This is a genomic window from Okibacterium sp. HSC-33S16 (assembly GCF_024171565.1).
Classification (GTDB): Bacteria; Actinomycetota; Actinomycetes; order Actinomycetales; family Microbacteriaceae; genus Mycetocola_A.
The window spans coordinates 69,709-92,589 of sequence record NZ_JALJZZ010000004.1 but is presented as its reverse complement, the minus strand read 5'-3'; the positions used below and the strand labels follow the sequence as shown (position 1 = coordinate 92,589).

Here is a 22,881-nt window from a genome sequence, read left to right as displayed (position 1 = left end):
TTTACCTGCTCGACACGGAACGCCGCTGGGCCAGCTAGAGAACAGGGGGCCAGAGCTCGTCCGGGAACGCGTCCAGGAGTGGTTGAGGGTTCCACCGCGGGGCCGGCGCACCGCCGACGGCCCGCGCCGCATCGACCGACGACACGAGCGGAAGAACGTCCCGCCCGGTGGCTTCGAAGTAGTCGCGATACTTGAACAGGTTTTCCCGCGCCGGGGCGACCAGCCGGGCCGGAACACCGAGCGCCTCTGCCACGATGACGCCGTGCAGGCTCGAGCCGATCACGAGCTCGCTGCGCGCGATGCGCTCGAGGACTTTCCAGACCGGCGCCCGCGGCGAGAGGACGTGGGCGCGCCCGCGCAGCTCGGCCAGGTCGTGCAGGTTGGGCACGATGGTGAGCGGGTAGCGTTTGGGCTCGCGCGCCCAGTCGGTGAGTTCAGGAAACAGCTCGGGCAGCAGCAGCGCCGGGTCGCCGTAGACCTCGGGAACCGAGAACCCGTGTTCGATCAGGCGCTGTCGAGTGAGCGGCCCGCGCACCGCCCGAATGTCGAGGGTGTCGAGCGTCGCCCACGGCGGATCCACCTTGCCGTTGATACCACTCCCCCACACCACGTCGTTATTCCGGGCGTACTGCAGGATCGACCCCACGGAAAGCAGCCGATGGTCGGGCAGCCCCACTGCGACGTCGAGGCCGAGCCGCTCGCGCATTCGCTCGACGATCATCGGCCCCAGCAGGTCGCCGAAGTTCCCGACAGGACGCTTGACCGGCACCAGCTTGCCGATACGGCCTCGCAGCACCGGGCGGCGTGGGTTCCAGTGCACGATCTCGACGCTCATCGGGATCCTCTCGGTTCAGCGGCAGGAAACGGGGGCTGCGCGAACGACGGGAAGCTCAGGCCGGCCGAGGCCCAGGCGGTGCCGAGGATTGTTCGGTGCCGGGACTCCCACGAGTTGTCGGCCACGAACCGCAGCCGGTCGACCTCAGTCGCCGGCCCCAGCGCGAGTGCCTCATCGAGCCGGTCCGTGAAGTCGGCGACCGTTGCAGTGAGCAGCACACGCTCCGATATGCGGCGCACCGGTGGCAGGTCGATGGCGAGCACCGGACAACCGGCTGCCAGGTATTCGTAGACCTTGAGCGGACTCATCGCCTCGGTCAGTGGAGTGGTGCGGTGGGCCAGGAGGCACACGTCGACATTGCGCATCACCGCGACGAGTTCCTCCCTGCCCACGCTTGGATGCACATACACCGAACGGATGCCACGGATCGCGGCCAGATACCCGGGCTCGGGTTGCGGTCCCAAAAGAATGATCGACAGGTCGGGGCGGCGGCGGGCCAGTGCGGCGAGTCCCTCAACGTCGAGTCGGGAGTCGAGGGTGCCGACGTAGAGTGCCCGTGGCCCAGGAATCGCGGCGAGCCAGGCCGGCTCAGTCGGCACGGGCCCTGCCCACTCGGCCGGTTCGACACCGTTGGGCACAACGGCGCTCGGGCCGGTGGGCGAGATTCGGTCGAGTACCTGCTCCGAGACGGCCACAACACCGACGCCCCGGTCGGCAATCCGCCGGTACGCCTCACGGTAGGCGTGCCAGTACTCCTGGCGGGCCGGTGAGCTCAGCCAGTCATCGCGAGCGTAGAAGGTCACGCCGCCCGCCCAGTCGAACGGGGCGAATCCCGCGATGATCGGGTTGGCCGAGATGACCACGGGGCCTGACTGCCCGAGCCGCTCGGAGGCGCGCTCGAGCGAGCGATCATAGGCGCGATAGTCGCGCACAACCGCGCTCACGTTCGCTCGATCCGCCCGGTGGAGGCGGAGCGGCGTGTGCAGCACCCGGGTCGGCGAGCCCGGAAACCGGGTTCTCGAGCGTGACAGGGTGCGCAGCGCGTACGACGGCAGCCACCGGAACGGGTTCGCCACGAGCAGCTTGTTCACGGCCGGACTTTCCAGCAATCGTGACAACAGGCGGTCGGGAGGACGCATCATGCCGCGAGCGACAGCATCCGTCCAGGTTTCATAACTGAAGGTGAAGACCACGTCGTGCGGATCGCTCACGAGTGAGATCCCGTCACAACGTCGGACCCGGGCAACGAGCGGATGACCCGGGCCGGGATGCCGGCAACGACCGTGCGGGCCGGAACGTCGTCACGCACCACGCTCAAGGCACCGACCACGGCGCCGGCGCCAATCGTGACGCCGGGCATGATGATGGCGTTCTGGCCGATCCAGGCGCCGCGCCCAATGTGGACCGGTGCGATGCGGTCGAGCGGCTGATCCCGAATGAAGACATCGGGCTGGTCAAAGCCGTGGGTGTGGTCAGAGATGTAGACGCCGCGAGCGATAGCGACACCGTCGTCGATGACCACGCTGGAAACGGCGGAGATCTGGGTCTGGTTCATCCGGACCCGATTGCCGAGCACGATGGTCGGTGTCGGCGAGTCGTCAACCGGGATCATGAACCATGAGTTCGACCCGATCAGGCAGTCCTTCCCGATTGCGATCTTGTCACCGCGGGCCACCCGAAACGGGAGCAGGATGCGAGATCCGCGCCCGAAGCGATAGAAACCCGGCCCTACGGTCCAACTGAACACCGCATCGCGGAGGCGCTGCAGTGCGGTGAGGGCGGTCAAGCCGTTCACGGTCCTCCTTTCGGCGCACCGGATCGGCCTCTGGGCAGGTGCTCAGTACAACAGTAATGCGCCGTGAGGATTTGTCACGTTTGTTTCGCACGGATGTGATCTGCCGGAAACATCCGAGCCGCATGCACCCGCCTCATTATGAGAAAGTATGCAGGGGAGAAAAACTGAGGGGGACTCGGATCGTGCTACCTGGCTCTGCGCGGGCGACAAGAGTCGCCGAACCCGGCGCTCGTGACGATACGGGGCCCGGAGCGTCGCGCCGGGCGCGCCTTCGTGTCTCGATCGGAACGCTTCTGTTCGCCGCCGTGGTGGCCGCTATTCTGTCCGCCGTCGTGACGACATCGGTGCTCACGGCCCGCAGCCGCGAGGTAGCCCTGGAGAGCGAGGTCACTGCGCTCAGCATCAAGCTTGCAGCAGCCGCCCAGGCGCTCGAGAATTGCCAGGCGTCGCGACAGTCAGTATCTGATGCCGTCGGCGAGTTAGCCGCCGCGCGCGACGACATGGATCGAGCCCTCGCGGGGTTCGACCGGGGCGTCGCAATGGACATCACGGAGAGCGCCATCGTCGCCGCGAACGCCCGGTACGCCGGAGCGCTGACCGCGCTCACGGCGATACCGGGGTGTGCGTCGAATTAGCGGGTCAGTTCGAGAACGGCAGCGGTCGCCGAGAGGACCTCGTCGGCGCGCTCGGGCTTGTCGTTGAGCGTGACGCCGTAGCTCGGGATCATGCTCGTGAGTGTCGGCTCCCAGCGGGCGAAGTCGTTCGGGAAACAGGTCTTGAGAACGTCAAGCATGATTGGGACGGCGGTTGACGCTCCGGGCGACGCGCCAAGCAGGCCGGCGATGCTGCCGTCCTCCGCCGCGATGACCTCGGTGCCAAACTGCAGGACGCCACCCTTTTTCTCGTCCTTCTTCATGACCTGCGCACGCTGGCCGGCCGTGATGAGGTACCAGTCCTTCGGGTTCGCGGTCGGCATGAAGGTGCGCAGAGCCGAGAACTTCTTGCTCTTGCTGGCGAGAAGCTCACCGATGAGGTACTTCATCAAGCTGGGGTTGTCGCGGGCGACCGCGAGCATGGGCAGCAGGTTCGACGGGCGCACCTGCGTCACGATGTCGAGGAGTGAGCCCGTCTTGAGGAACTTCGGACTGAATCCGGCGTACGGGCCGAAGAGCAGGCTGGCCTCGCCGTCGACAACGCGGGTGTCGAGGTGCGGAACCGACATGGGCGGGGCGCCGACAGCGGCCTGGCTGTAGACCTTGGCCTTGTGCTGGGCCACGATGGCTGGGTTGTCTGTGCGGAGGAACTGTCCGGAGATCGGGAAGACACCGTAGCCCTTGATTTCGGGAATGCCTGACTTCTGCAGGAGCTTGAGCGCCCAGCCGCCGGCACCGACGAAGACAAAGCGCGCGCGGGTCTCGCCCGGGGTGCGACCAACCAGCTCACGGTGGCGAATGAGCCAGCTTCCGTCCTTCTGCTTTTTCAGGCCGCGAACCTCGGTGTTGAGACGAAGCTGCGCACCGGCATCCGTTACCGATTCGATCAGCTGGTGGGTCAGGGCACCAAAGTCCACGTCGGTTCCCGACGGGGTGCGGGTCGCCGCGAACGGCTCACCCTTGAGGCGCTTCTTCATGAGCAGCGGTGCCCACTGGTGAATGACGCGGGAGTCTTCGGAGTACTCCATGTCGGAAAAGAGCGGCTGTTTCTTGAGCACCTCGTAGCGGCGGCGAAGGAAGTTGACGTCTTTTTCACCACGAACGAAGGTCATGTGCGGCGTCGAGTTGATAAACGACTTCGGCTCGCGCAGGACGCCTCGACGTACCAGCGACGACCAGAACTGACGGCTCAATTGGAACTGCTCGTTGATGCTGATTGCCTTGGACGGGTCAATTGAGCCATCCTTTGACTCGGGCATGTAGTTGAGCTCGCAGAGCGCGGCGTGCCCGGTACCGGCGTTGTTCCAGGGGTTCGAGCTCTCCTCGGCAACGTCGCCCAGTCGCTCGAAGATCACGATCTTCCAGTCGGGTTGAATTTGCTGAATAAGGGAAGCGAGAGTCGCGCTCATGATGCCGCCACCGATAAGGGCAACATCCACCGGGCTGGAAGAGGTCATTACTCTAGTTTAGGCGTCCGTTGAGCATCGCCGAACTCGTGCGACGCGTTCACTCCGCCGGGCGGGACGCCGACGTTTGCACGCGGCTGCCCCCGGGCTGACGAGTTCGATCGACCGCCGCAGCGGCAGCAGCGTAGAGCTCATCGAAGGTGTGCTCCTCGGTGAAGGAATCGCTCGCGCCGATGCTCACCGCAACGCGGAAGCCCTTCCTGCCCGCCACCGTGACGGAAATGAGCCCGTCGAGCAGCTCGTAGGCGCGTCGCTCGGCCTCCTGCTCGTCGGAGGCGATGCCGACGATGACGAAGCGGCCACCGCCACGGTGGCCAATGAGCGTCGTCGGTGCGAGGTGCTCGCGGAGGAACGCGGCCAGCGTGCGGATCACGTCATCACCGAAGGCGGTGCCGTAGGTGATGTTGATTTCGTCGAGCCCGTTGATCTTGAGCACCAGGACCGCTGAATGGTCTCCATGGGCACGGACCCGGGTCACCCGGTCACGCGCCCCGGGAACGAAGGCGGCCCAGTCCAGCACGCCCATTGAGAAGGTCGGAACGGACGGCCCAAGATCGGCCCAGCCGCCCATGCGCCCGGCGACGAGCATGGCGGTGCACAGTGCCGCGCAGGAGAAAGCCATGATGGCAACCAGCACGGTGACCGTCGGGTTGAAGTATCGCTCGAACAACGGATCGTTCGGGCCGGCGATCAGGTAGGCGGTGAGCCGGCCAGCCAGCCACGCTGCCCCGAGCAGGCAGACAACGGTGAGAATGCGGCCATTGACATAGCCGCCGACTTCGCCGCGCATACACTCGATGGCGCTGGCCACAGCGAGCAGAATCACGGCGCTCATCGCCAGGGAGGCACCGCCCCATTCACCGAACTCGGGCCGCTCGAGGTACGTCACGAGTCCGGTGACGAGCGCGAATATCGCGACGATGACGAGGCGCGGACGGCGCCCGTTGAAGACCCGGGCCCCGGACCAAAATCCGCCGAGGGCGCAAATGACTGCGAGGTTCGGGACGATGTGCAGCGGGGAGTCTGCCCCGACCCAGGACACGCATGCGGCGGCGATCGACGCGAGCGCTGCGAAGACGTGCAGTGAACTCCACGCCTGCAACAGTCGGGACTTCGACGCCATGGCGACATTGAGCAGTGCAAGCGTGGCAATCGGCAGGACTACGGCAGCGCTCAGCACAATGAGGTCGTCATACACGGGCGGCGTCCTCCTCCGGGTGGCCGACGATGAGGTTGCCGCCAGCCGCGTGCCCGTCAGCGACGAGTCCTGCGGCTCGCTCGGACAGGGCCGCGAACTTCTCCCCCGATTCCGGAACGGCAAGCGCAATCGTCACGCTCACCCGGAGGCCCTGCGACACGTCGATGGGCATATCGACAAGTGCTGCTCGCACTCGCTTGGCACAGTCGAGCGCGCTGTCGAGATCGCCGAAGAGCAGTGCGTCGAACCCTGCTCCTCCCGAATGCCCGAGAACCGCGGATGCGCTCACTTCATCGCGGAGGATGGCGCCGACGAGAGTCATGGCCGAGTCACTGAACGAACGGCCGAACGCCGTGTTCATCTCCGCGAGGTTGTCGATCTCGACGCGGGCGAGAACGCCGGGCGCCCCCGATCGAGCCAGGCGTTCAAGTCTGTCGTTCACCTCGTTGGCGAAGCTCTCGCGTGGCCTGAAGTGTTCCCACTGCTCAACGTCAACCGTTCGACTGCCCCGCGGGGACGTGCCCTCGGTGCGGAGCACGTTCATCGATGTCGATGCCGTAACCACGAAAAGCACGGTGACGAACGTGGTGATGTCGGTGTCGAGGTAGCCGAGGAACACATCACTGTACGGGCCGCTGATCGCGAACACCACGGCACGGATCGCGAAAAATACGCCAACGGCGCACATGACCACCGCAAGGATGTGCGCGTTGATGCTGCGTCGCATCCGCCCGGAAAAAGCTTCGACACCGGCAAGCGCTGCGAAGACCGCGACCCCGATCAGGAAGGCCTGGCCTCCGGCCCAACTGCCGTTCTCGCCGTCAACCCAGGCAAGGATCGCCACGACCAGCGCCCCCGCGAAGCTGAGAAGGCCGAACGGTTGCCGGCCGTTGTATGCCCGGGACCCGCTCCAAATTAATCCCATGGCCAGCGTCAGCGAACCGTTCCCGACGCCGATGATGGCGGGCGAGTCCGGCAGAACCGACCACACGGCGAATGACACCATGGCGAGGATGCCGAAAGTAAACGCGGCTGACCAGAGTCGGCTCGCACGGTCATGGTGCTGGGCGACGGATCCGATGATGAAGATGAGGCCGCATACCGTCACCACGAGCCCGCTGGAGAGCAGCAGGGTCGGCAGATTGAGACAAATGAGGCCGCCCAGCAGTGTTCGGATCATTCGTCGACCTCCTCCTGCTCGCGGGGAAGTGTGATCACCATGGTGGTCCCCGACGGGCTCGACGCCGACACGCGAATGTCGCCCTCGTGCGCTCGAATGATTTCCTGGCTGATCGCCAGGCCGAGTCCGGTGCCGTGAATGCTCGAGTTGCGCACCGATTCGGCCCGGTAGAACCGCTGGAAGAGGTTGCTTTGCTCATCGGGGGTCATGCCGCGACCGGTGTCGGAGATGAAGATCTCGACCTCGTCATCGTCACCGATGACCGCGACGCTCACGCGCCCACCCGAGTGGTTGTACTTGACGGCGTTCGACAGCAGGTTGTCGATAACCTGGCGCACGCGGAACTCGTCCGCGTAGACAACCGGCGAACCGATCGAGGTGAGCAAGAGCGAGATGCGGCGTTCGTCCGCGACGGGTTTGAGCGATTGGATCGATTGTTTGGCGAGCACAGCAAGGTCGGTGGGGGCGAAGTTGAGCAGAAAGCCGACGCGTTCTTCCTGGGAGACAAGCAGCAGGTCGCTCACGATCGACAGCAAACGGTCGGCGTTGGCGAGCGCGATATCGACGTAGCCACGGTCGGTTTCGGTGAGCGCATCACCGTCGAGTGTCAGTTCGAGGTAGCCGAGAATCGAGGTGAGCGGTGTGCGAAGTTCGTGAGAAACGGATGCGACGAGGTCATCACGAGATCGGATTGCGTCGATTTCGGAGGTGAGGTCCCGCGAAACCAGAACCGCGCCCTCACGTTGGCCTTCCGCGTTGGTGAGCGCCCGACTTGTCATGCCCAACGCGAGTCGTTTCTGGCCGGGCTCGCCGTACCAGACGATGAGGTTGTCGAAGCTCTCGCCCCGGAGCATCCGTTCGTGTGGACGTTGTCCGGGCTCAAACGGTGTGACGCCGTCTTCCTGATAGTCGACCGCCGGGAAATACGCCGACGCGGGTGTGCCGAACTCGTCGAGCCAGCGTCGGTACGCGCTGTTGATGATGGTGGGTCGGCCGAACCGGTTGAGCGCAACCACGCCGAAGGTCACGGTGTTCATCACCTGGTCGAGCGTGCGCTCATCCTGTCGTGCTCGACCGAAGGCGCTCTCCAGCAACTCCGCCTGCTGGCGAAGCAACACCCGTTGTGCCTGGGTTTTGCGGGTGCCGACGTAGGTTGCTGTTGACACGAAGACCAGGACGACCGGAATGATGAGGACACCGATGATCCAGGTGCCCGCAGTGGGGTTGTCAATCACGAGAAGGCCGGCGGTCAGCGCGGCCGTCGACAAAACCGGACCCGTTATGGCGCCGAACAGGCCAAAGTAGGTCGCCAACCAGAGCACGGGGAAGATGAGGAAGAGGCCGGCGCCGAGCATCGGTTCGGCCACGCGCAGCGCGACGACCGCGAGGATGTCGATGATCGGGATGATCATCGTCCAGTTCTTGCCCAGCCTGCCCCACGGCACGACGCCGGCGCCGGCAGTCGCCGCGAAGATGACGGAAACGCCGAGGAAGAACAGCTCGGGGCGTGAAATGTCGCCAGCCATGCTGAGTGCGATGCACACGAGCAAAAGGACGGCACCGGCGAGGAGCAGCTGCCACAGAAAGACCGAGCGCTCCAGGCGCAGACGGCTCGACGGCGAAACCGCGGTCAGGGGCAGTGACATGGTGTTGAGACTAGCAATATCTCGCCGTTCTCCCCGACGCCGGCACAACTGCGTCAAGCCTGCCGCGCACTCGACGCGGCAGGCTCGACGGTGTGAGAGTTACGCGTTGGCCGTGTCGCGGAGCTTCGCAGCAACCAGTTCAGCGATCTGAACCGCGTTGAGTGCGGCGCCCTTGCGGAGGTTGTCGTTCGAGATGAACAGCGCGAGCCCCTTGTTCTTGGGCGCGCTCTGGTCGGCGCGGATACGTCCGACGAACGACGGGTCCTGACCGGCGGCTTCGAGCGGCGTGGGGATCTCGGCCAGGCGAACGCCCGGTGCGCCTCTGAGCAGCTCGATCGCGCGTTCGGGCGTGATGTCGCGCGCAAACTCGGCGTTGATCGACAGCGAGTGGCCGGTGAACACGGGGACCCGGACACAGGTACCCGACACGAGAAGCTCGGGCAGCTCGAGGATCTTGCGACTCTCGTTGCGGAGCTTCTTTTCCTCGTCGGTTTCGTACTGGCCGTCATCGACGATCGAGCCCGCGAGCGGGACCACGTCGAAGGCAATGGGCCGGGCGTAGATGGTGGGCTCCGGCATCGCGACGGCGGAACCGTCATGAACGAGCTTCAACAGGTTCTCGTCTTCCACAGCCGCGCGCATCTGCGAGGCGAGTTCGCGGGCACCGGCGAGGCCAGATCCGGAGACCGCCTGGTAGGTGCTCACGATGAGCCGCTCAAGCCCGGCTTCCTCATGCAGCACCTTGATGACCGGCATGGCCGCCATGGTGGTGCAGTTCGGGTTCGCGACGATGCCCTTAACGGCCTGGTCGATGGCGTGCGGGTTGACCTCTGAGACGACGAGCGGAACCTCGGGGTCCATCCGCCAGGCGCTTGAGTTATCGATGACGAGTGCCCCCGCGGCAGCAAATCGCTCGGCCTGGGCACGGCTCGTCGTTGCACCGGCTGAGAACAGGGCAATGTCGAGGCCGCTCGGGTCGGCGGTTGCCGCGTCTTCCACAACGATCTCCTCGCCGCGGAAGGTCAGGGTAGATCCGGCCGACCGTGCCGATGCGAAGAAACGGATGCTCGCAATCGGGAAGTCCCGTTCGGCGAGCAGCGTGCGCATCACGGCGCCGACCTGTCCTGTAGCGCCGACGACGCCGACGTTCACTCCGTTACTCATGCTGGCTTCCTTCTGTGCTGGTGTGCGCACCCGACTCACGGGATGCGCTGTCAGTAGTGCTGGATGGCGTTAGCGGCCGGTGCCACCGTGAACGACGGCCTCTTCAACGGCGTCGAGTTCGAAGGCCGCGTGCACAACACGAGCGGCTTCCTTGACGTTGTCGGCCCGGGTAATCACCGAAATACGGATCTCACTAGTGGAAATCATCTCGATGTTGATACCGGCGAGGTGCAGCGACTCGAAGAGCTTGGCCGAGACACCGGTGTTGGCCTTCATGCCGGCGCCGACGAGAACGAGCTTGCCGATCTGGTCGTCGTGCTGCAGCGACTCGAAACCGACGTCGTCCTTGCTCTCGAGCAGCGCGGCGATGACCTGCGGTGCCTCATCCTGCGGGAGGGTGAACGAGATGTCGGTCAAGCCGGTGGCTGCGGCCGAGACGTTCTGCACGATGATGTCGACGTTGGCTTCCTTGGCCGCGATGATCTTGAAGATCTGGGCGGCCTTACCGGGGATGTCAGGCACACCGACGACGGTGATCTTGGCTTCGGTGAGGTCGATCGCGACGCCGGTGACGATGGGCTGTTCCATCTGTTCGCCCTCTTTCGGGTTGAAAACGAGGGTGCCCTCGTTGTTGTTGAACGATGATCGTACGTGCAGGGTGACGCCGTGTCGACGGGCATACTCCACAGCGCGGATGTAGAGCACCTTGGCGCCGTTCGCGGCGAGCTCGAGCATCTCTTCGCTCGTGATCGTGTCGATCTTGCGGGCCAGGGGAACGACGCGAGGGTCAGACGTGAAGATGCCGTCGACATCCGTATAGATTTCACACACCTCAGCGTTAAGCGCCGCAGCGAGCGCAACGGCCGTGGTGTCTGAACCGCCGCGGCCAAGTGTGGTGATGTCTTCGGTTTCGTCGTTGAAGCCCTGGAAACCGGCGACGATGACGACAGCGCCGGCGTCGAGCGCTTTGCGCACCCGCACCGGGTTAACGTCAACGATGCGGGCCGAGCCATAGTGCTTGTCAGTGCGCATGCCAGCCTGAAGGCCGGTGTATGAGCGGGAGTCGACGCCGAGGTTCTTGATGGCCATGGCGAGCAGTGACATCGAGATGCGCTCCCCGCTGGAGAGGAGCAGGTCCATCTCGCGCGGTTCGGGCGGCAGCGGGGAGACCGCGGCGGCCAGGTCGAGCAGTTCGTCGGTCGTGTCGCCCATGGCGCTGACCACGACGACGACTTCGTGCCCGGCCTTGTGCGTCTCGACGACGCGCTTGGCGACGCGCTTGATGCTCTCGGCATCCGCGACGGAGGACCCGCCGAACTTCTGCACGATAAGGCTCACGTGTACTCCTGGGGTGGGTGGACCGGGTGATACCCGATAGTCCATTCTAAAGGCGCGGATATTCCGGGGCTGCTATGTGACGGATGCCGTCAGGCCGGCGCGAGGGACGGCATCCGTTCTCGAGAAAATCAGCGGGAGACGACCGTGCGTCCTTCGAACGCACGGCCAAGGGTGACTTCGTCGGCGTATTCGAGGTCGCCGCCGACCGGCAGGCCGGAGGCCAGGCGGGTGACCCGGATCTCGAGCGCGGTGAGCAGGCGGCTGAGGTAGGTGGCCGTTGCTTCGCCTTCGAGGTTGGGGTCGGTGGCGATGATGACCTCCTGCACGACGCCGTCGGCGAGTCGCTGCATGAGCTGGCGGATGCGCAGGTCGTCGGGGCCGACGCCGTCGATCGGGCTGATCGCCCCGCCGAGCACGTGGTACAGGCCGCGGAATTCGCGGGTGCGCTCGATGGCGACAACGTCTTTCGCCTCTTCAACCACGCAAATGCTGGCCGGGTTACGGCGTGGGTCGCGGCAAATTGAGCAGGTGGGCTGTTCGGCGACGTTTCCGCAAATCTCGCAGAAGTGCACCTTCTCGCGCACCTCGGTGAGGAGTTCGGCGAGCCGGGTGACGTCGAACGTCTCCGTCTGCAGGATGTGGAACGCAATGCGCTGGGCTGATTTCGGGCCGATCCCGGGGAGGCGGCCGAATTCATCGATCAGCTCCTGGACTATTCCTTCATACATGTGTGACTAGTCCCTGTTGAAACGTGTTGCTGGTGTGTGGGGCTGCTCCTCGATGAAGCTGGCCCCGAGGAGTTCGCGCACCACAGATTCCCCGTAGCGAGAGTTGGCTTTCGGGTGCGCCGGGGTGACGACGCGCGTCGACGGCTGGGGAGCCCGCGCCGGAGTCGGGGCACCCTGTGGCGCTGCAGCGGGCGCCGTCTGCTGTGGTGCGACCGGTACGGGCGCCGTCGCGTTCGACCGGGCGATGCCCGGGGCGATTGCGGCGGTCACGCTTCCGATGGCCACCGGTTCGGCGTATGGGTCACCGTACGGGTCGGGGTACGGCGGCTCGTCGTCGAGCGGCGGTGCATCGTTGTCGTTCGGCAGCGACGGGTCGACCACAGCGGGTGCGGCAGGTGCAGCGTTGGGCGCGACAGGTGCAGCGGCCGGAGGAACCGGCGCAGCGGGAACGTCGCTGGGCGCGTCGACCGGTGCTGACTTCGGAATCTGCACCACGGCCCATCCGCCGTTGGCGTCGAGCGGCGCCGACATCTGTGCCGGTGCGCTCGGACGCTCGGGGGCGACCGTGGCGACGGGAGCAGCGGGTGCCGGGGCAGCGGCGGCCGGTGCGGGCGCCGGCGACGCGGCTGGTGCGGGCGCCGGCGACGTGGCTGGTGCGGGCGCCGGCGTCACACCGGGAACAACCCATTCGGTCGGAATCGCATCGCGAGCGGCACGCGACTCGGGGTCATCTCCGATCGGACCGACACTTCCCGCCGTGGCGGTGGGCCACGCCGGCGGCATCTTGCCGGAGGCGGGTGTCGCCGCAGGCGCCTCGGCCGCAGGGCCGGGTCCGGGAGTTCCGGAACCGGCAACACCCGCGGCAGCCGGAGCTGCCTCGACGCGGGGAGCGGTGATCGGAGCATCGGAAACCGGGCGCTCCGGAGTGACGGCCGGTGCAGGCGGCGCGGCGGGCGGTGCGTCCGACGCTCCGGCGGGTCCGTCGCCGGGAGGCGCCACCTGGGCGATGAACTTCACCGTCACGCCGAGGACATCGAGGATCGCCTGCCGAACGTGAGATGACACACCGTCACCGGCGGTGAGCTTCTTGAACTCATCGACGTCCGTCTGGCTGGGGAAGGCGAGTCGGAGAACATGGTCGTCACTGAATCCGCGAATCGTTGCGGTCGTCGCGACGAGCCAGGAGGCACGCTTGGTCTTGGCAACCCGCTCGAGAATCTCGGGCCAGGCGTCCTTGAGCTGCTGCAGCGACACAGGTCCGATCGGACGAACCCGAACGGGCTCAGCCGCAGGAGTCGGCGTAGCCGTGGCCGGCGGCGTCGCGGCGGGAGCCGGGACTGACGGGGCCGTCGAACGGCTGGGCATCGGCTCGGCGGGTTCGTCGACCCGGCGCTGCGCAGACGGCGCTGGGGCAGTTGCGACCGGTGGGCCGGGCTGGGCGGGAGGGGCAAGCACGCTGTCGCCCATGCCGACGCGGCGTTCGAGCCGCTCAACCCGAGCGAGCGCGCCGCGTGCTGAGTCGTCCATCGACGGAACGAGGACGCGAGCCACCATCAGTTCGAGGTGCAGCTTCGGCGAAGTGGCACCGGTCATCTCGCTGAGCGCCGTGTTCACGATGTCAGCGGTGCGGCTGAGTTCTGCCTGGCCGAAGGTCGTCGCCTGCACCGACATGTGGTCGAGTTCGTCTTGTGGGATGCCGCGAAGCACCGCAGCCGCATCGGCACCGGTCGCACCAACGACGATGAGGTCACGAAGCCGTTCGAGCAGATCGTCGACGAAACGCCGGGGATCCTGCCCGGTCTGGATCACGCGGTCAACGGCTGAGAACGCAGCACCGGCATCACGTGCGGCGAGCGCGTCAATCACTTCATCGAGGAGGGCGGAGTGGGTGTAGCCGAGCAGCGCGACGGCACGCTCGTAGTCGACGGTGTCGCCCTCGGAACCGGCCATCAGCTGGTCGAGCAGTGAGAGGGTGTCTCGCGCTGACCCACCTCCCGCGCGCACGACGAGCGGGAGCACACCGGCCTCGACGTGCACCCCTTCGCTCTCGCACAGCGACTGCACATACTCGAGCATCTGGGCGGGCGGGATGAGCCGGAACGGGTAATGGTGGGTACGCGAGCGAATCGTGCCGATGACTTTGTCTGGCTCGGTCGTCGCGAAAATGAACTTGATGTGTTCCGGTGGCTCTTCGACGATCTTGAGCAGTGCGTTGAACCCCTGGGGCGTGACCATGTGGGCTTCGTCGAGGATGAAAATCTTGTATCGGTCCCGCGCGGGGGCGAAGATGGCCCGCTCGCGGAGGTCGCGGGCGTCGTCGACACCGTTGTGGCTTGCCGCGTCGATTTCGACCACGTCGAGTGATCCGCCGCCATCACGACTGAGTTCGACACAGCTGGGGCAGACGCCACACGGGGTGTCGGTCGGGCCCTCAACACAGTTCAAGCAACGCGCCAGGATGCGAGCGGAGGTGGTCTTGCCGCAGCCGCGCGGACCGCTGAAGAGATAGGCGTGATTCACCCGGTTGGTGCGCAGCGCCGTCCGCAGGGGATCGGTCACCTGAGATTGACCGATCAGCTCGGCAAAGGACTCTGGCCGGTAACGGCGATACAGGGCGGTAACCACCCACTTATCGTAGTCGCCGCCGCTGACAACGAGCCGGGGTTCTCCACAGTGACCTCTTCCTGCGGAGGTTCCGTGCGCAGCGCCCGCTCAACCGATGCCGGGCTCGGCCCTGGCCGCGTCGAGACCTTTCCAGCGCGACCCGAACAACGGGATCACCGTCAGGACCGCGTAGAGCACCGCACAGAACAGCACCGTCGGCGCGAAACCGACCCCGGCGATGGCGAGCCCGGCCACAAAGCTGCCGAGCGGCATAGCCGCCGCCACGCCGGCCGTCGTCGCACCGAAGATTCGAGCGCGCATCGGTACCGGCGTCAGCGCATACATCGCGGTCGACAGCATCGGGTTGATCGCACCGGCAGATAGCCCGGACAACGCGAACACGACCAGCACTCCCGCGATCGGCAGGTCCAGGAACATGGCGAGGTACGGCGGCACTCCCGCGAAGAAGAACGACCAGACGAAGAACGCCCGCCCGGCGAGCCGATGCCCCCACAGTGCAAACAGCGCCGAACCGGCCAGCGCGCCCGCACCGAAACACCCGATCATGAAGCCGAGCAGCGATCCCGAATCCGAGTGCGCGGTCGCGAAGATGGGTTTGATCACCGTCACCCCCGCAATGTCAATCGCGTTGGTGACCATCACCAGCAGCACGACATTGCGGAGCAGGGGTTGTTTCAATAGAAAACGGATGCCGTCAGCCAATTCCCGCAGGTACGGTGCGTCGCCATCCTGGCGCAGCGGCAGCGCCACCGAGCGCGGGATGCACACGGCGATGAGCACGGCCGACACCGCGAAGGTCGCCGCGTTGACCAGCAGCGAGTTCGTCGCTCCGGCGAGCGCCACCAGGATGCCCGCCGTCGACGCACCGATCATCGACGCGCTGCGCTGCACGGCGGATTGCGCGCCAGCGGCACGGGCGATCGCCGTGCCGCTTCGTTCCGCGAGTTCCGGGAGCAGCACGGTCTTCGCGGTGTCCCCCGGGGTGTCGAGTAGCCCGCTCAGGAACACGAGGAGTAGCAGCAGCCAGAACGGCAACCCGCTGGTGAGCGCGAACACCGGAATGAGCAGCACGGTCACCCCACTGGCCAGATCCGCCAGGATGCTCGAGGTGCGATAGCCGAATCGGTCGATCACCGCTCCCCCGAGCGCACCACCGACGACGACGGGCACCGTTGCGAAGACCCCGGCAACGCCGGTCGCGAGTGCAGACCCGGTCGTGCCCAGGACGTAGAGCGGCACGGCCACCATGGTGATCGCGTTTCCCGCTTTCGAGATCAGCTCGGCGGCCAGCAGCCCGATCAGCGGAGTACGCGACCGGTTCTCACGTGCGGTGTCTGCGGTGATCATTGGTCGGACCCTGTTTCGCCTTCGGCCTCCGGCGTTGCCGCTTTTCTGTACTGCGGCCGCACGAACGCGCTGTACATGAACCGCGCGGGGCGCGCGCCCTGAGCGTCTGGCCGACTCTTCGACTCCCACTTGCGCGCGAAGGCGTTGAGCTCATCGGCCATGTCCCTCAACTCCTCGGGTGTGAGGAACGCCACCGTGTCTCCGGTCGTCGCGGCCGCCACCCACTCCGGCTCCAGCGTCGGCTCGAGGTCGATGTATTCGGCAAGTTCCCTCGCCTGCGCCTGCAGGAAGGTGTGCCGCATCGCGGCGCTCGCCACCCGAGTGTCCGGATCGCTGTTGAGCTGACTCGGTTCGTAACGGGTGTGCGTCTGCGCCGCTTTCCACCAGCGCTCGCGGCCGTCGCGAGCATTCTCCGGCGCCTCGGCTACGAAGCCCGAACGGGCCAGCACTCCCACGTGGTAACTGATCGACCCGGGTGCTTCGTCGAATAGCTCAGCCAGCATTCCCACCGACTGCGGCCCTGATACTCGCAATTCACCGAGGAGTCGCACCCGCAGTGGATGCGCGAGCGCCCGCATCGCGGAGGGATCCGTGAGGGCGGCGATGGCTTTTTCGGAGGTGTCCATGGCCTCAGATTAGTTTCGCAAGAACTGTTGTGCAATGGTTCTTGTGAAATATCGCAGAGAAAAGCGGATGCATCGTCGCTTGCCGCGACGGCGCATCCGCTCTCGGTCATTCGCCTTTCATCACGCTCAATCGGCCAGCGGCGGGCCGCCGGGCGCACCGGGATCGTCGGTGGGATCATCGGCCCAGTAACACGTGAGTACGGCGTGGGTTCGGTAGAACACCGCTTTCGCATCCGTCGTCCTCGCGCCGTCACCACCCGGCCAATCACCACCTGGGCTTTGCGCACCGGGTGGAAGACAGCTGTTTTCCGCGACCACGAAGTTCGGCCGTGTGGGAGCGGTCCAGTCGCCCTCGTTGTCGCCCGGGCACCCGTCACACGGATCGGGCACGGGAATGAAACTCGGCAGTGAGAAGTAGCAGGCGACCAGCAGCGAGCTGCCGGAGCGGATCACTTTGTACCTGGTCGTCGAAATGTCTACGGGCGGGCCACCGGGCAGGAGGGTTCCGTAATAGCAATCGCCACCCTCGTCGAGGTCGGCGCCGGCATTGTGGTCAGCCAGCGCTGGCGCCGCGCCAGCAACGAGCAGTGCGAACGCGGCGAACAGGGTCAGCAGAACTTTTGTGAGCTTGGACATGGAGCGGACTCCTTACATTTCCTTGCATTTTCGTCGATCACAGCCCCGAGCTACGGTAGCGGTGGCCCGCCGGGTGCTCCCGGATCATCGGTCGGGTCGTCCGGCCAGAAGCAGGTCAGCACGGCATGGGTTCGGTAGAAGACGATTTTGGCGTCGGTCCATCGGGACATTTCGCCGTTCGGCCAGTCGCCTCCCGGGCTCATCGCCCCTGGCGGGACGCAGGCGTGGGGGTTGGTGAAGAACGCAGGTCGGCTCGGTGCATACCAGTCGTCCTTGATATCACTGCCACAGCCCAGGCAGTCCTCATCGGCGAGAATCACACGTGGCAGGGAAAAATAACACACCACCAGCAGCGAATCGCCATGACGAATGAGCGTGTAGTCCGTGGTTCGAATATCTTTCGGCGGACCCGACAGTAACTGCCCGTAGTAACAGTCGCCACCCTCGTCGAGATCGGCGCCGGCATTGTGGTCCGCGAGCGCTGGCACTGCTCCGACAAAGAGCAACGCGATGGCCGCGAAAAAGGTCACAACAACGCGAGTGATTTTTGACATGGAGAGAAACTCCTTGGTCGAATGGCGCACAGGCTAGCAGGTGAGGAATCCTCACGCAACGGTCGCGCGGAACTCCCCGGCCTTGGCTTCGAGCAAGCGCGCTATCGCACCGGCAGTTCCACTGTGACCGTCGTCCCTAACCCGGGTGTCGCGCTGAATGCCAGCGTCCCTGAGTGCGCCTCGACCAGTGCTTTGCTCACCGTGAGTGCGAGCCCGACACCGGGAAATTGCTCTCCCACTTCGGTTGGACGATAGAACGGCGATGCGAGGGCCTCCATTTCTTCGGGCGGCACGCCGACTCCGGAGTCACGAACGACGATGCGCACTCGCCCCTCGACAGTCCTCACCGACAGAGATGCAGTCCCGCCGGGCGGGGTGAACCGCAACGCGCTTGAGGTGAGGGTGTCCAGAACCTGCGCGATGCTTTTCCGGTCGATGACAGCCATTACCGGTTCCGGTGCGTCCAGAGCCAGCGTGACTCCCGCGGATTCTGCTGCACCGCTGCAGCGTTCGACCACTTCCGAACACAGCGTGCTGAGATCACAGAGATCCCGTTCGAGTTTGACAGCTCCGTATCCCTTGCTGGCCTCTGCTAACAAGTCTTGAACCAGTTGCCGGAGCCGATCGGCGTTCCGCTCGATTACCTCGAGGCTGCCTCGAATTCCTTCCGTCACGTCCGGGTCGTCGAGAATCAGTTCGAGGTATCCGACAATGGATGCAAGTGGCGTCCGAAGTTCGTGCGAAATAGACCCCACGAACGCATCCTTGGCGGACAGGGCCTCGAGGTAAGCGGTGACATCGTCGATCGCGATAACGGTCCCGGCGAACTTCTGGTCGGGCCCTATCAGCGGACGCGCAGAAGCGGCCAAAGCATGCTGCCCCGAGCCTGGCGCGTTAATCCACATGATCCGATTGGAGTACTCGTCGCCCTGCAAAGCGCGGAAGATGAATCCGTCGTTGGCGGGAATCGGCGTGACGCGGTCGGCCCGGAGCATATAGCCTTGCCGCTCCAGCTCCATCGGGCTCAGTCCGGTGCTCACAGACACCGGATGCTCGTGCACCGTGCGGTTCGCCAGAATTTGTTTGCCACTCGCGTCGTAGGCGAGCACACCCATGTCGACAGCGTCCAGAATGGCGTCCAAGAGCTGCGACGTGCTCTTCTCCCGCTCGAGCGCAGCGGCCGTCATTCTCTCCTGTTCGATTAGGTACCGGATACTTGCATCAGTTCGACGAGCGGCCATGTACGTACTGCTCGCAGCAACCAGAACAACGGATGGAGTGAGGAAGTCACGCAACACCAATTCCAGATCGACCACCGGTTGATCGTTGACGCCAGGAATTTCAATCATTCCGATCGAGAGCACGACGGCAAGAGCGGTGAGAGACAACCTGCCCGACCAGCCCAGCCAGAGGGCCGGCAAGATGGCCAGGAAACTGAGCGCGTGAATATGGGTGTCTGGAACCTGTCGCATGACAATGAGCGCCAACATATCGAGGACCGGCACAGCGTAGAGCAGGTTCGATTCGGTGCGTCCAAGCAGGAAGGCGAACACCGTTGCGATGGCGAAGATCCCCATCGCAACTCCGAAGGCCGGCGTCTGCAGCGGCGCGGGATCGATGACCATCGCCAGCGCTACGCCGCAAACAACGATCAGAACGGCGGCGACCTGGATTGCTACTCCGGGGTGAAAGCCGAACAGGCGGGAGCCAAGTTCGGCCGGTCGGCCGCTGATCACAAGAGGGCCAACGTCTGCCGGGCGATTTCGAGTTCCTCGTTGGTCGGAATCACGAGGACGACAACGGTTGAGTCGTCGGCAGAGATGCGCCGAAGATCCCGCGACTTCTCCTCGTTACGGTCGTCAGAGAGACGGATGCCGAATCCCTCCAGCCCGGAAAGTGCCGCCTTGCGAACCGCTGCCGCGTTTTCACCGACGCCAGCCGTGAACGAAATCACATCCACACCGCCGAGCTGCGCCATGTAATTGCCGATGTAACCCTTGAGCCGATGTACATAGACGTCGAAAGCCGTCGTTGCTCTCTCATCCCCCGTGGCCGAGCGCTCAAGGACGTCCCGCATGTCGCCGGCTCCCGACATTCCGAGGAGTCCGCTCTTCCGATTGAGGAGAACATCCATGTCGTCGAATCTCATGCCGGTGCGGCGGTGAAGGTGAATGAGAACTGCGGGGTCAATGTCGCCCGACCGGGTTCCCATCACCAGTCCTTCGAGAGGGGTGAGCCCCATGGACGTCTCCACCGACCGACCGCCGTCGATGGCCGACGCAGATGCACCGTTGCCGAGGTGCAGCACGATTTGCTTGAGCTCGCCAAGCGGACGTCCAACAAACGCCGCAGCTTCTTCAGACACGAACTTGTGCGAGGTGCCGTGAAAACCGTACTTCCGCAGCCGGTGCTTCCGAGCGAGCTCGTCGTCGATCGCGTAGCTGTACGCGGCGGGTGACAGCGTCGAGTGGAACGCGGTATCAAACACGGCGACGTGCGGCACGTCCGGGAACGCTTTCTGCGCGGCCTCGATGCCCTGCAGATTCGCCGGGTTGTGCAGCGGGGCCAGCTCAGCCAGCTCCTCGATGTTGATCTTGACGAGGTTGTTGATCAGCGTGGCCTCGAAGAACCGCTTGCCGCCATGCACGACACGGTGTCCGACGGCGAGCAACGGGTGCCGCGACAGCGACGGCCCGTGTGCGTCGAACGCGTCGAGCATCACCCGGAAACCTGCCGCGTGATCGGGAATCGGCAGCGTCCGCTCCGTCGTCTGCGGCGCATCCGACCGGTCGACCGAAGGGACGGCGTCCCACGGAATCGTGTGCACCGACCGACCGGACTCCTCACCGATGCGCTCGATGAGTCCGGTTGCGAGCATTTGCTCGGTGTCCATGTCAATCAGCTGGTACTTGAAGGAAGACGACCCGGAGTTGACGACGAGGATTGCGCTCATGCGATGCTCTCACCCTGCGCCTGGATGGCTGTGATGGCGACCGTGTTGACGATGTCCTGAACCAGGGCACCGCGCGACAGGTCGTTGATGGGCTTATTGAGGCCCTGGAGCACCGGGCCAATCGCCACAGCACCGGCAGACCGCTGAACAGCCTTATAGGTGTTGTTTCCGGTATTCAGGTCAGGGAATATGAAGACCGTTGCCCGACCGGCCACCTCTGAGCCCGGCATCTTCGACGCCCCAACCGCCGCGTCCGCTGCCGCGTCGTACTGGATCGGACCTTCAACGAGCAGGTCGGGCCGGCGAGACCGAACGATGGCGGTCGCCTCCCGCACTTTCTCCACGTCGGCGCCCGAGCCAGATTCGCCGGTCGAGTACGAGAGCATCGCCACGCGGGGATCAATGCCGAATTGCAGGGCCGTTTCCGTCGACGAGATGGCGATATCGGCCAGCTGAACAGCATCCGGATCGGGAATGACGGCGCAGTCGCCGTAGACGAGAACCCGGTCCTGCAGCGCCATGAGGAAGACGGAGGAGACCACGTTGACATCCGGTTTGGTCTTGATGATTTCGAAGCCCGGTCGAATGGTGTGCGCGGTGGTGTGCGCCGCTCCCGAAACCATGCCGTCCGCGAGTCCCATGTGCACCATCATCGTGCCGAAGTACGACACGTCGGTGATTTGGTCTCGAGCCTGCTCGACGGTCACGCCCTTGTGCGCCCGCAGCCGCGCATACTCCTCGGCGAATTTGATCCCAAGCACCGGGTCGTGCGACGACAGCACGTCGGCCCGTGAGATGTCGAGTCCCAGCTCAATGGCGCGCGATCGCACCTCGAATGTCTCCCCAAGAATGGTGAGCTTCGCCACATCTCGGGCAAGCAACGTGTGCGCTGCGCGCAGAATACGATCGTCGCCACCCTCGGGCAGCACGATGTGCTTCTGGTTCGCGCGGGCTCGTTCCAACAAGCCGTACTCGAACATGAGCGGCGTGACGACATCGGTGCGGCTAACCTCGAGAAGCTGAAGGAGAGCGGATGCATCGACATGCTGTTCAAACAGCGCGAGCGCAGCATCGTATTTGCGCTGCGAATCGGCCGCGAGTCGTCCGCGCGTGCGGGTGATGGCCACGATGGTGTCGTAGGTGCCGAGGCCGGTGCGGATGATCGGCAACGTTTGCGGCAAGCCATCGAGCAACCGTTCGACCGGCTCGGGCAGGTCGAACCCACCGTTGAGCACGACGCCCGCGATGGACGGAAAGGTGCCCGAGCTCTGCGCCATCATGGCCGCAAGCAACACTTCGGTGCGGTCGCCCGCCACCACGAGGACAGCACCCTCGATCAGCCGGGGAAGGACGTTGACCATGCCCATGCCCGCGACGACGACGCCGAGCGCTTCCCGCGACAGCAGCGCCGGGTCACCCTTGATTAGGGTTCCGCCCGTCGCCTTCATAATCGATTCCATGCTCGGGGCGATGAGGTACGGGTTCTCCGGAATCGCCCACACCGGCACACCTGGGTTCGTCGATTCGATGGCCGCGGTGATCTCGGGCAGTCGCTCGTCGTCGGCGCGGTTGGCGATGATGGCGAGCAGGGTGGCGTGGGCGTTGCGCAGCTCGAGCAACGCGAGCTCGGCGATGTCGTTCATCTGTTCGGGCGTGCGCGGGTCGGCCTGGCCGAGCCGCTCCCCCGAGCCCTGGCTCGAGCGACCGCCGAGCACGAGGAGCACCGGGGCGCCGAGGTTCGCGGCGATGCGCGCGTTGTAGCCGAGCTCGGTGGGGCTGCCGACGTCCGTGAAGTCTGACCCGAGGATGACGACTGAGTCGCACTGCGCCTCGACGGCCTTGTAGCGACGGACGATGGTTGCGAGCGCAGCCTCGGCATCGGTGTGCACCTCGTCGTAGGTGACGCCAATGCACTCGTCGTAGTCGAGGTTCACACTGTCGTGGCTGCGGAGGAGCTCGACAACGTAGTCGCGTTCCTCCGTCGACCGGGCAATCGGACGAAAGACGCCGACGCGCTCTACCTCGTGTGACAGGGTGTCGAGCGTACCCAGCGCGATGGTCGACTTGCCGGTTTGTCCTTCAGCGGACGTGATGTAGATGCTTTGAGCCACAGTTCAACCCTACGGTGCGACGCTCA

General features: G+C 65.1%; 19 protein-coding genes. 1 reads left to right on the top strand and 18 read right to left on the bottom strand.

The features are described 5' to 3' along the window. Window positions 1-34 precede the first annotated feature (34 nt). From L1277_RS10720 to L1277_RS15715, 3 genes are read right to left on the bottom strand one after another with little or no spacing between them, the layout of a single operon-like run. Window positions 35-835, bottom strand: coding sequence for a polysaccharide pyruvyl transferase family protein (locus L1277_RS10720; RefSeq protein WP_253376379.1), 801 nt, complete (start codon window positions 833-835; stop codon window positions 35-37). Further along, window positions 832-2,046 (bottom strand): glycosyltransferase, encoded by a 1,215-nt coding sequence (locus tag L1277_RS10715; protein ID WP_253376378.1) that lies wholly within the window; start codon window positions 2,044-2,046, stop codon window positions 832-834. Before L1277_RS10715 ends, L1277_RS10720 begins: the two co-directional genes overlap by 4 nt. Next, window positions 2,043-2,630, bottom strand: coding sequence for an acyltransferase (locus tag L1277_RS15715; protein ID WP_308215093.1), 588 nt, complete (start codon window positions 2,628-2,630; stop codon window positions 2,043-2,045). The genes L1277_RS10715 and L1277_RS15715 overlap by 4 nt, the downstream gene beginning before the upstream one ends. Window positions 2,631-2,962: 332 nt before the next feature. On the opposite strand from L1277_RS15715, the gene L1277_RS10700 reads away from it, so the two are divergent. Then, entirely contained in the window at window positions 2,963-3,265 is a 303-nt protein-coding gene (locus tag L1277_RS10700; RefSeq protein ID WP_253376377.1) for a hypothetical protein, read from the top strand. Here L1277_RS10700 and L1277_RS10695 read toward each other — a convergent pair. The 15 genes from L1277_RS10695 to pta all read right to left on the bottom strand — a co-directional run bounded on the left by L1277_RS10695 (window position 3,262) and on the right by pta (window position 22,855). Then, entirely contained in the window at window positions 3,262-4,740 is a 1,479-nt protein-coding gene (locus L1277_RS10695; protein WP_253376376.1) for a malate:quinone oxidoreductase, read from the bottom strand. The genes L1277_RS10700 and L1277_RS10695 overlap by 4 nt on opposite strands. A 49-nt stretch (window positions 4,741-4,789) precedes the next feature. Then, window positions 4,790-5,947 (bottom strand): diguanylate cyclase domain-containing protein, encoded by a 1,158-nt coding sequence (locus tag L1277_RS15805; protein ID WP_253376375.1) that lies wholly within the window; start codon window positions 5,945-5,947, stop codon window positions 4,790-4,792. Further along, complete coding sequence (locus tag L1277_RS10685) at window positions 5,940-7,127, bottom strand: diguanylate cyclase (RefSeq protein WP_253376374.1); 1,188 nt, start codon at window positions 7,125-7,127, stop codon at window positions 5,940-5,942. Before L1277_RS10685 ends, L1277_RS15805 begins: the two co-directional genes overlap by 8 nt. After that, a complete protein-coding gene (locus L1277_RS10680; RefSeq protein WP_253376373.1) occupies window positions 7,124-8,773 on the bottom strand; it encodes a cell wall metabolism sensor histidine kinase WalK in 1,650 nt (549 codons plus the stop codon). The genes L1277_RS10685 and L1277_RS10680 overlap by 4 nt, the downstream gene beginning before the upstream one ends. Window positions 8,774-8,872: 99 nt before the next feature. After that, window positions 8,873-9,937, bottom strand: a complete 1,065-nt coding sequence (locus L1277_RS10675; protein ID WP_253376372.1) for an aspartate-semialdehyde dehydrogenase — start codon at window positions 9,935-9,937, stop codon at window positions 8,873-8,875. A gap of 69 nt (window positions 9,938-10,006) precedes the next feature. Continuing rightward, on the bottom strand, window positions 10,007-11,275 hold the full coding sequence (locus tag L1277_RS10670) for an aspartate kinase (RefSeq protein ID WP_253376371.1): 1,269 nt from the start codon (window positions 11,273-11,275) through the stop codon (window positions 10,007-10,009). Window positions 11,276-11,403: 128 nt separating this feature from the next. Next, window positions 11,404-12,003 carry a recombination mediator RecR gene (recR, locus tag L1277_RS10665; RefSeq protein WP_253376370.1) on the bottom strand — a complete coding sequence of 200 codons (600 nt, stop codon included), beginning with the start codon at window positions 12,001-12,003 and terminating at the stop codon, window positions 11,404-11,406. A 6-nt stretch (window positions 12,004-12,009) separates the two neighbouring features. Beyond that, a complete protein-coding gene (locus L1277_RS10660) occupies window positions 12,010-14,628 on the bottom strand; it encodes a DNA polymerase III subunit gamma and tau (RefSeq protein WP_253376369.1) in 2,619 nt (872 codons plus the stop codon). Window positions 14,629-14,715: 87 nt separating this feature from the next. Beyond that, window positions 14,716-15,975, bottom strand: a complete 1,260-nt coding sequence (locus L1277_RS10655; RefSeq protein ID WP_253376368.1) for an MFS transporter — start codon at window positions 15,973-15,975, stop codon at window positions 14,716-14,718. Next, window positions 15,972-16,601 carry a transcriptional regulator gene (locus tag L1277_RS10650; protein WP_253376367.1) on the bottom strand — a complete coding sequence of 210 codons (630 nt, stop codon included), beginning with the start codon at window positions 16,599-16,601 and terminating at the stop codon, window positions 15,972-15,974. The genes L1277_RS10655 and L1277_RS10650 overlap by 4 nt, the downstream gene beginning before the upstream one ends. A 126-nt stretch (window positions 16,602-16,727) precedes the next feature. Continuing rightward, window positions 16,728-17,237, bottom strand: coding sequence for a hypothetical protein (locus L1277_RS10645; RefSeq protein WP_253376366.1), 510 nt, complete (start codon window positions 17,235-17,237; stop codon window positions 16,728-16,730). Window positions 17,238-17,287: 50 nt separating this feature from the next. After that, window positions 17,288-17,791, bottom strand: a complete 504-nt coding sequence (locus L1277_RS10640; RefSeq protein WP_253376365.1) for a hypothetical protein — start codon at window positions 17,789-17,791, stop codon at window positions 17,288-17,290. A gap of 101 nt (window positions 17,792-17,892) precedes the next feature. Beyond that, the gene (locus tag L1277_RS15800; RefSeq protein WP_253376364.1) at window positions 17,893-19,527 is read right to left on the bottom strand and encodes a HAMP domain-containing sensor histidine kinase; all 1,635 of its coding nucleotides are present in this window, start codon (window positions 19,525-19,527) and stop codon (window positions 17,893-17,895) included. Further along, the gene (locus L1277_RS10630) at window positions 19,524-20,744 is read right to left on the bottom strand and encodes an acetate/propionate family kinase (protein WP_253376363.1); all 1,221 of its coding nucleotides are present in this window, start codon (window positions 20,742-20,744) and stop codon (window positions 19,524-19,526) included. The genes L1277_RS15800 and L1277_RS10630 overlap by 4 nt, the downstream gene beginning before the upstream one ends. Beyond that, the gene (gene pta, locus L1277_RS10625; RefSeq protein WP_253376362.1) at window positions 20,741-22,855 is read right to left on the bottom strand and encodes a phosphate acetyltransferase; all 2,115 of its coding nucleotides are present in this window, start codon (window positions 22,853-22,855) and stop codon (window positions 20,741-20,743) included. The genes L1277_RS10630 and pta overlap by 4 nt, the downstream gene beginning before the upstream one ends. Window positions 22,856-22,881: the final 26 nt, after the last annotated feature.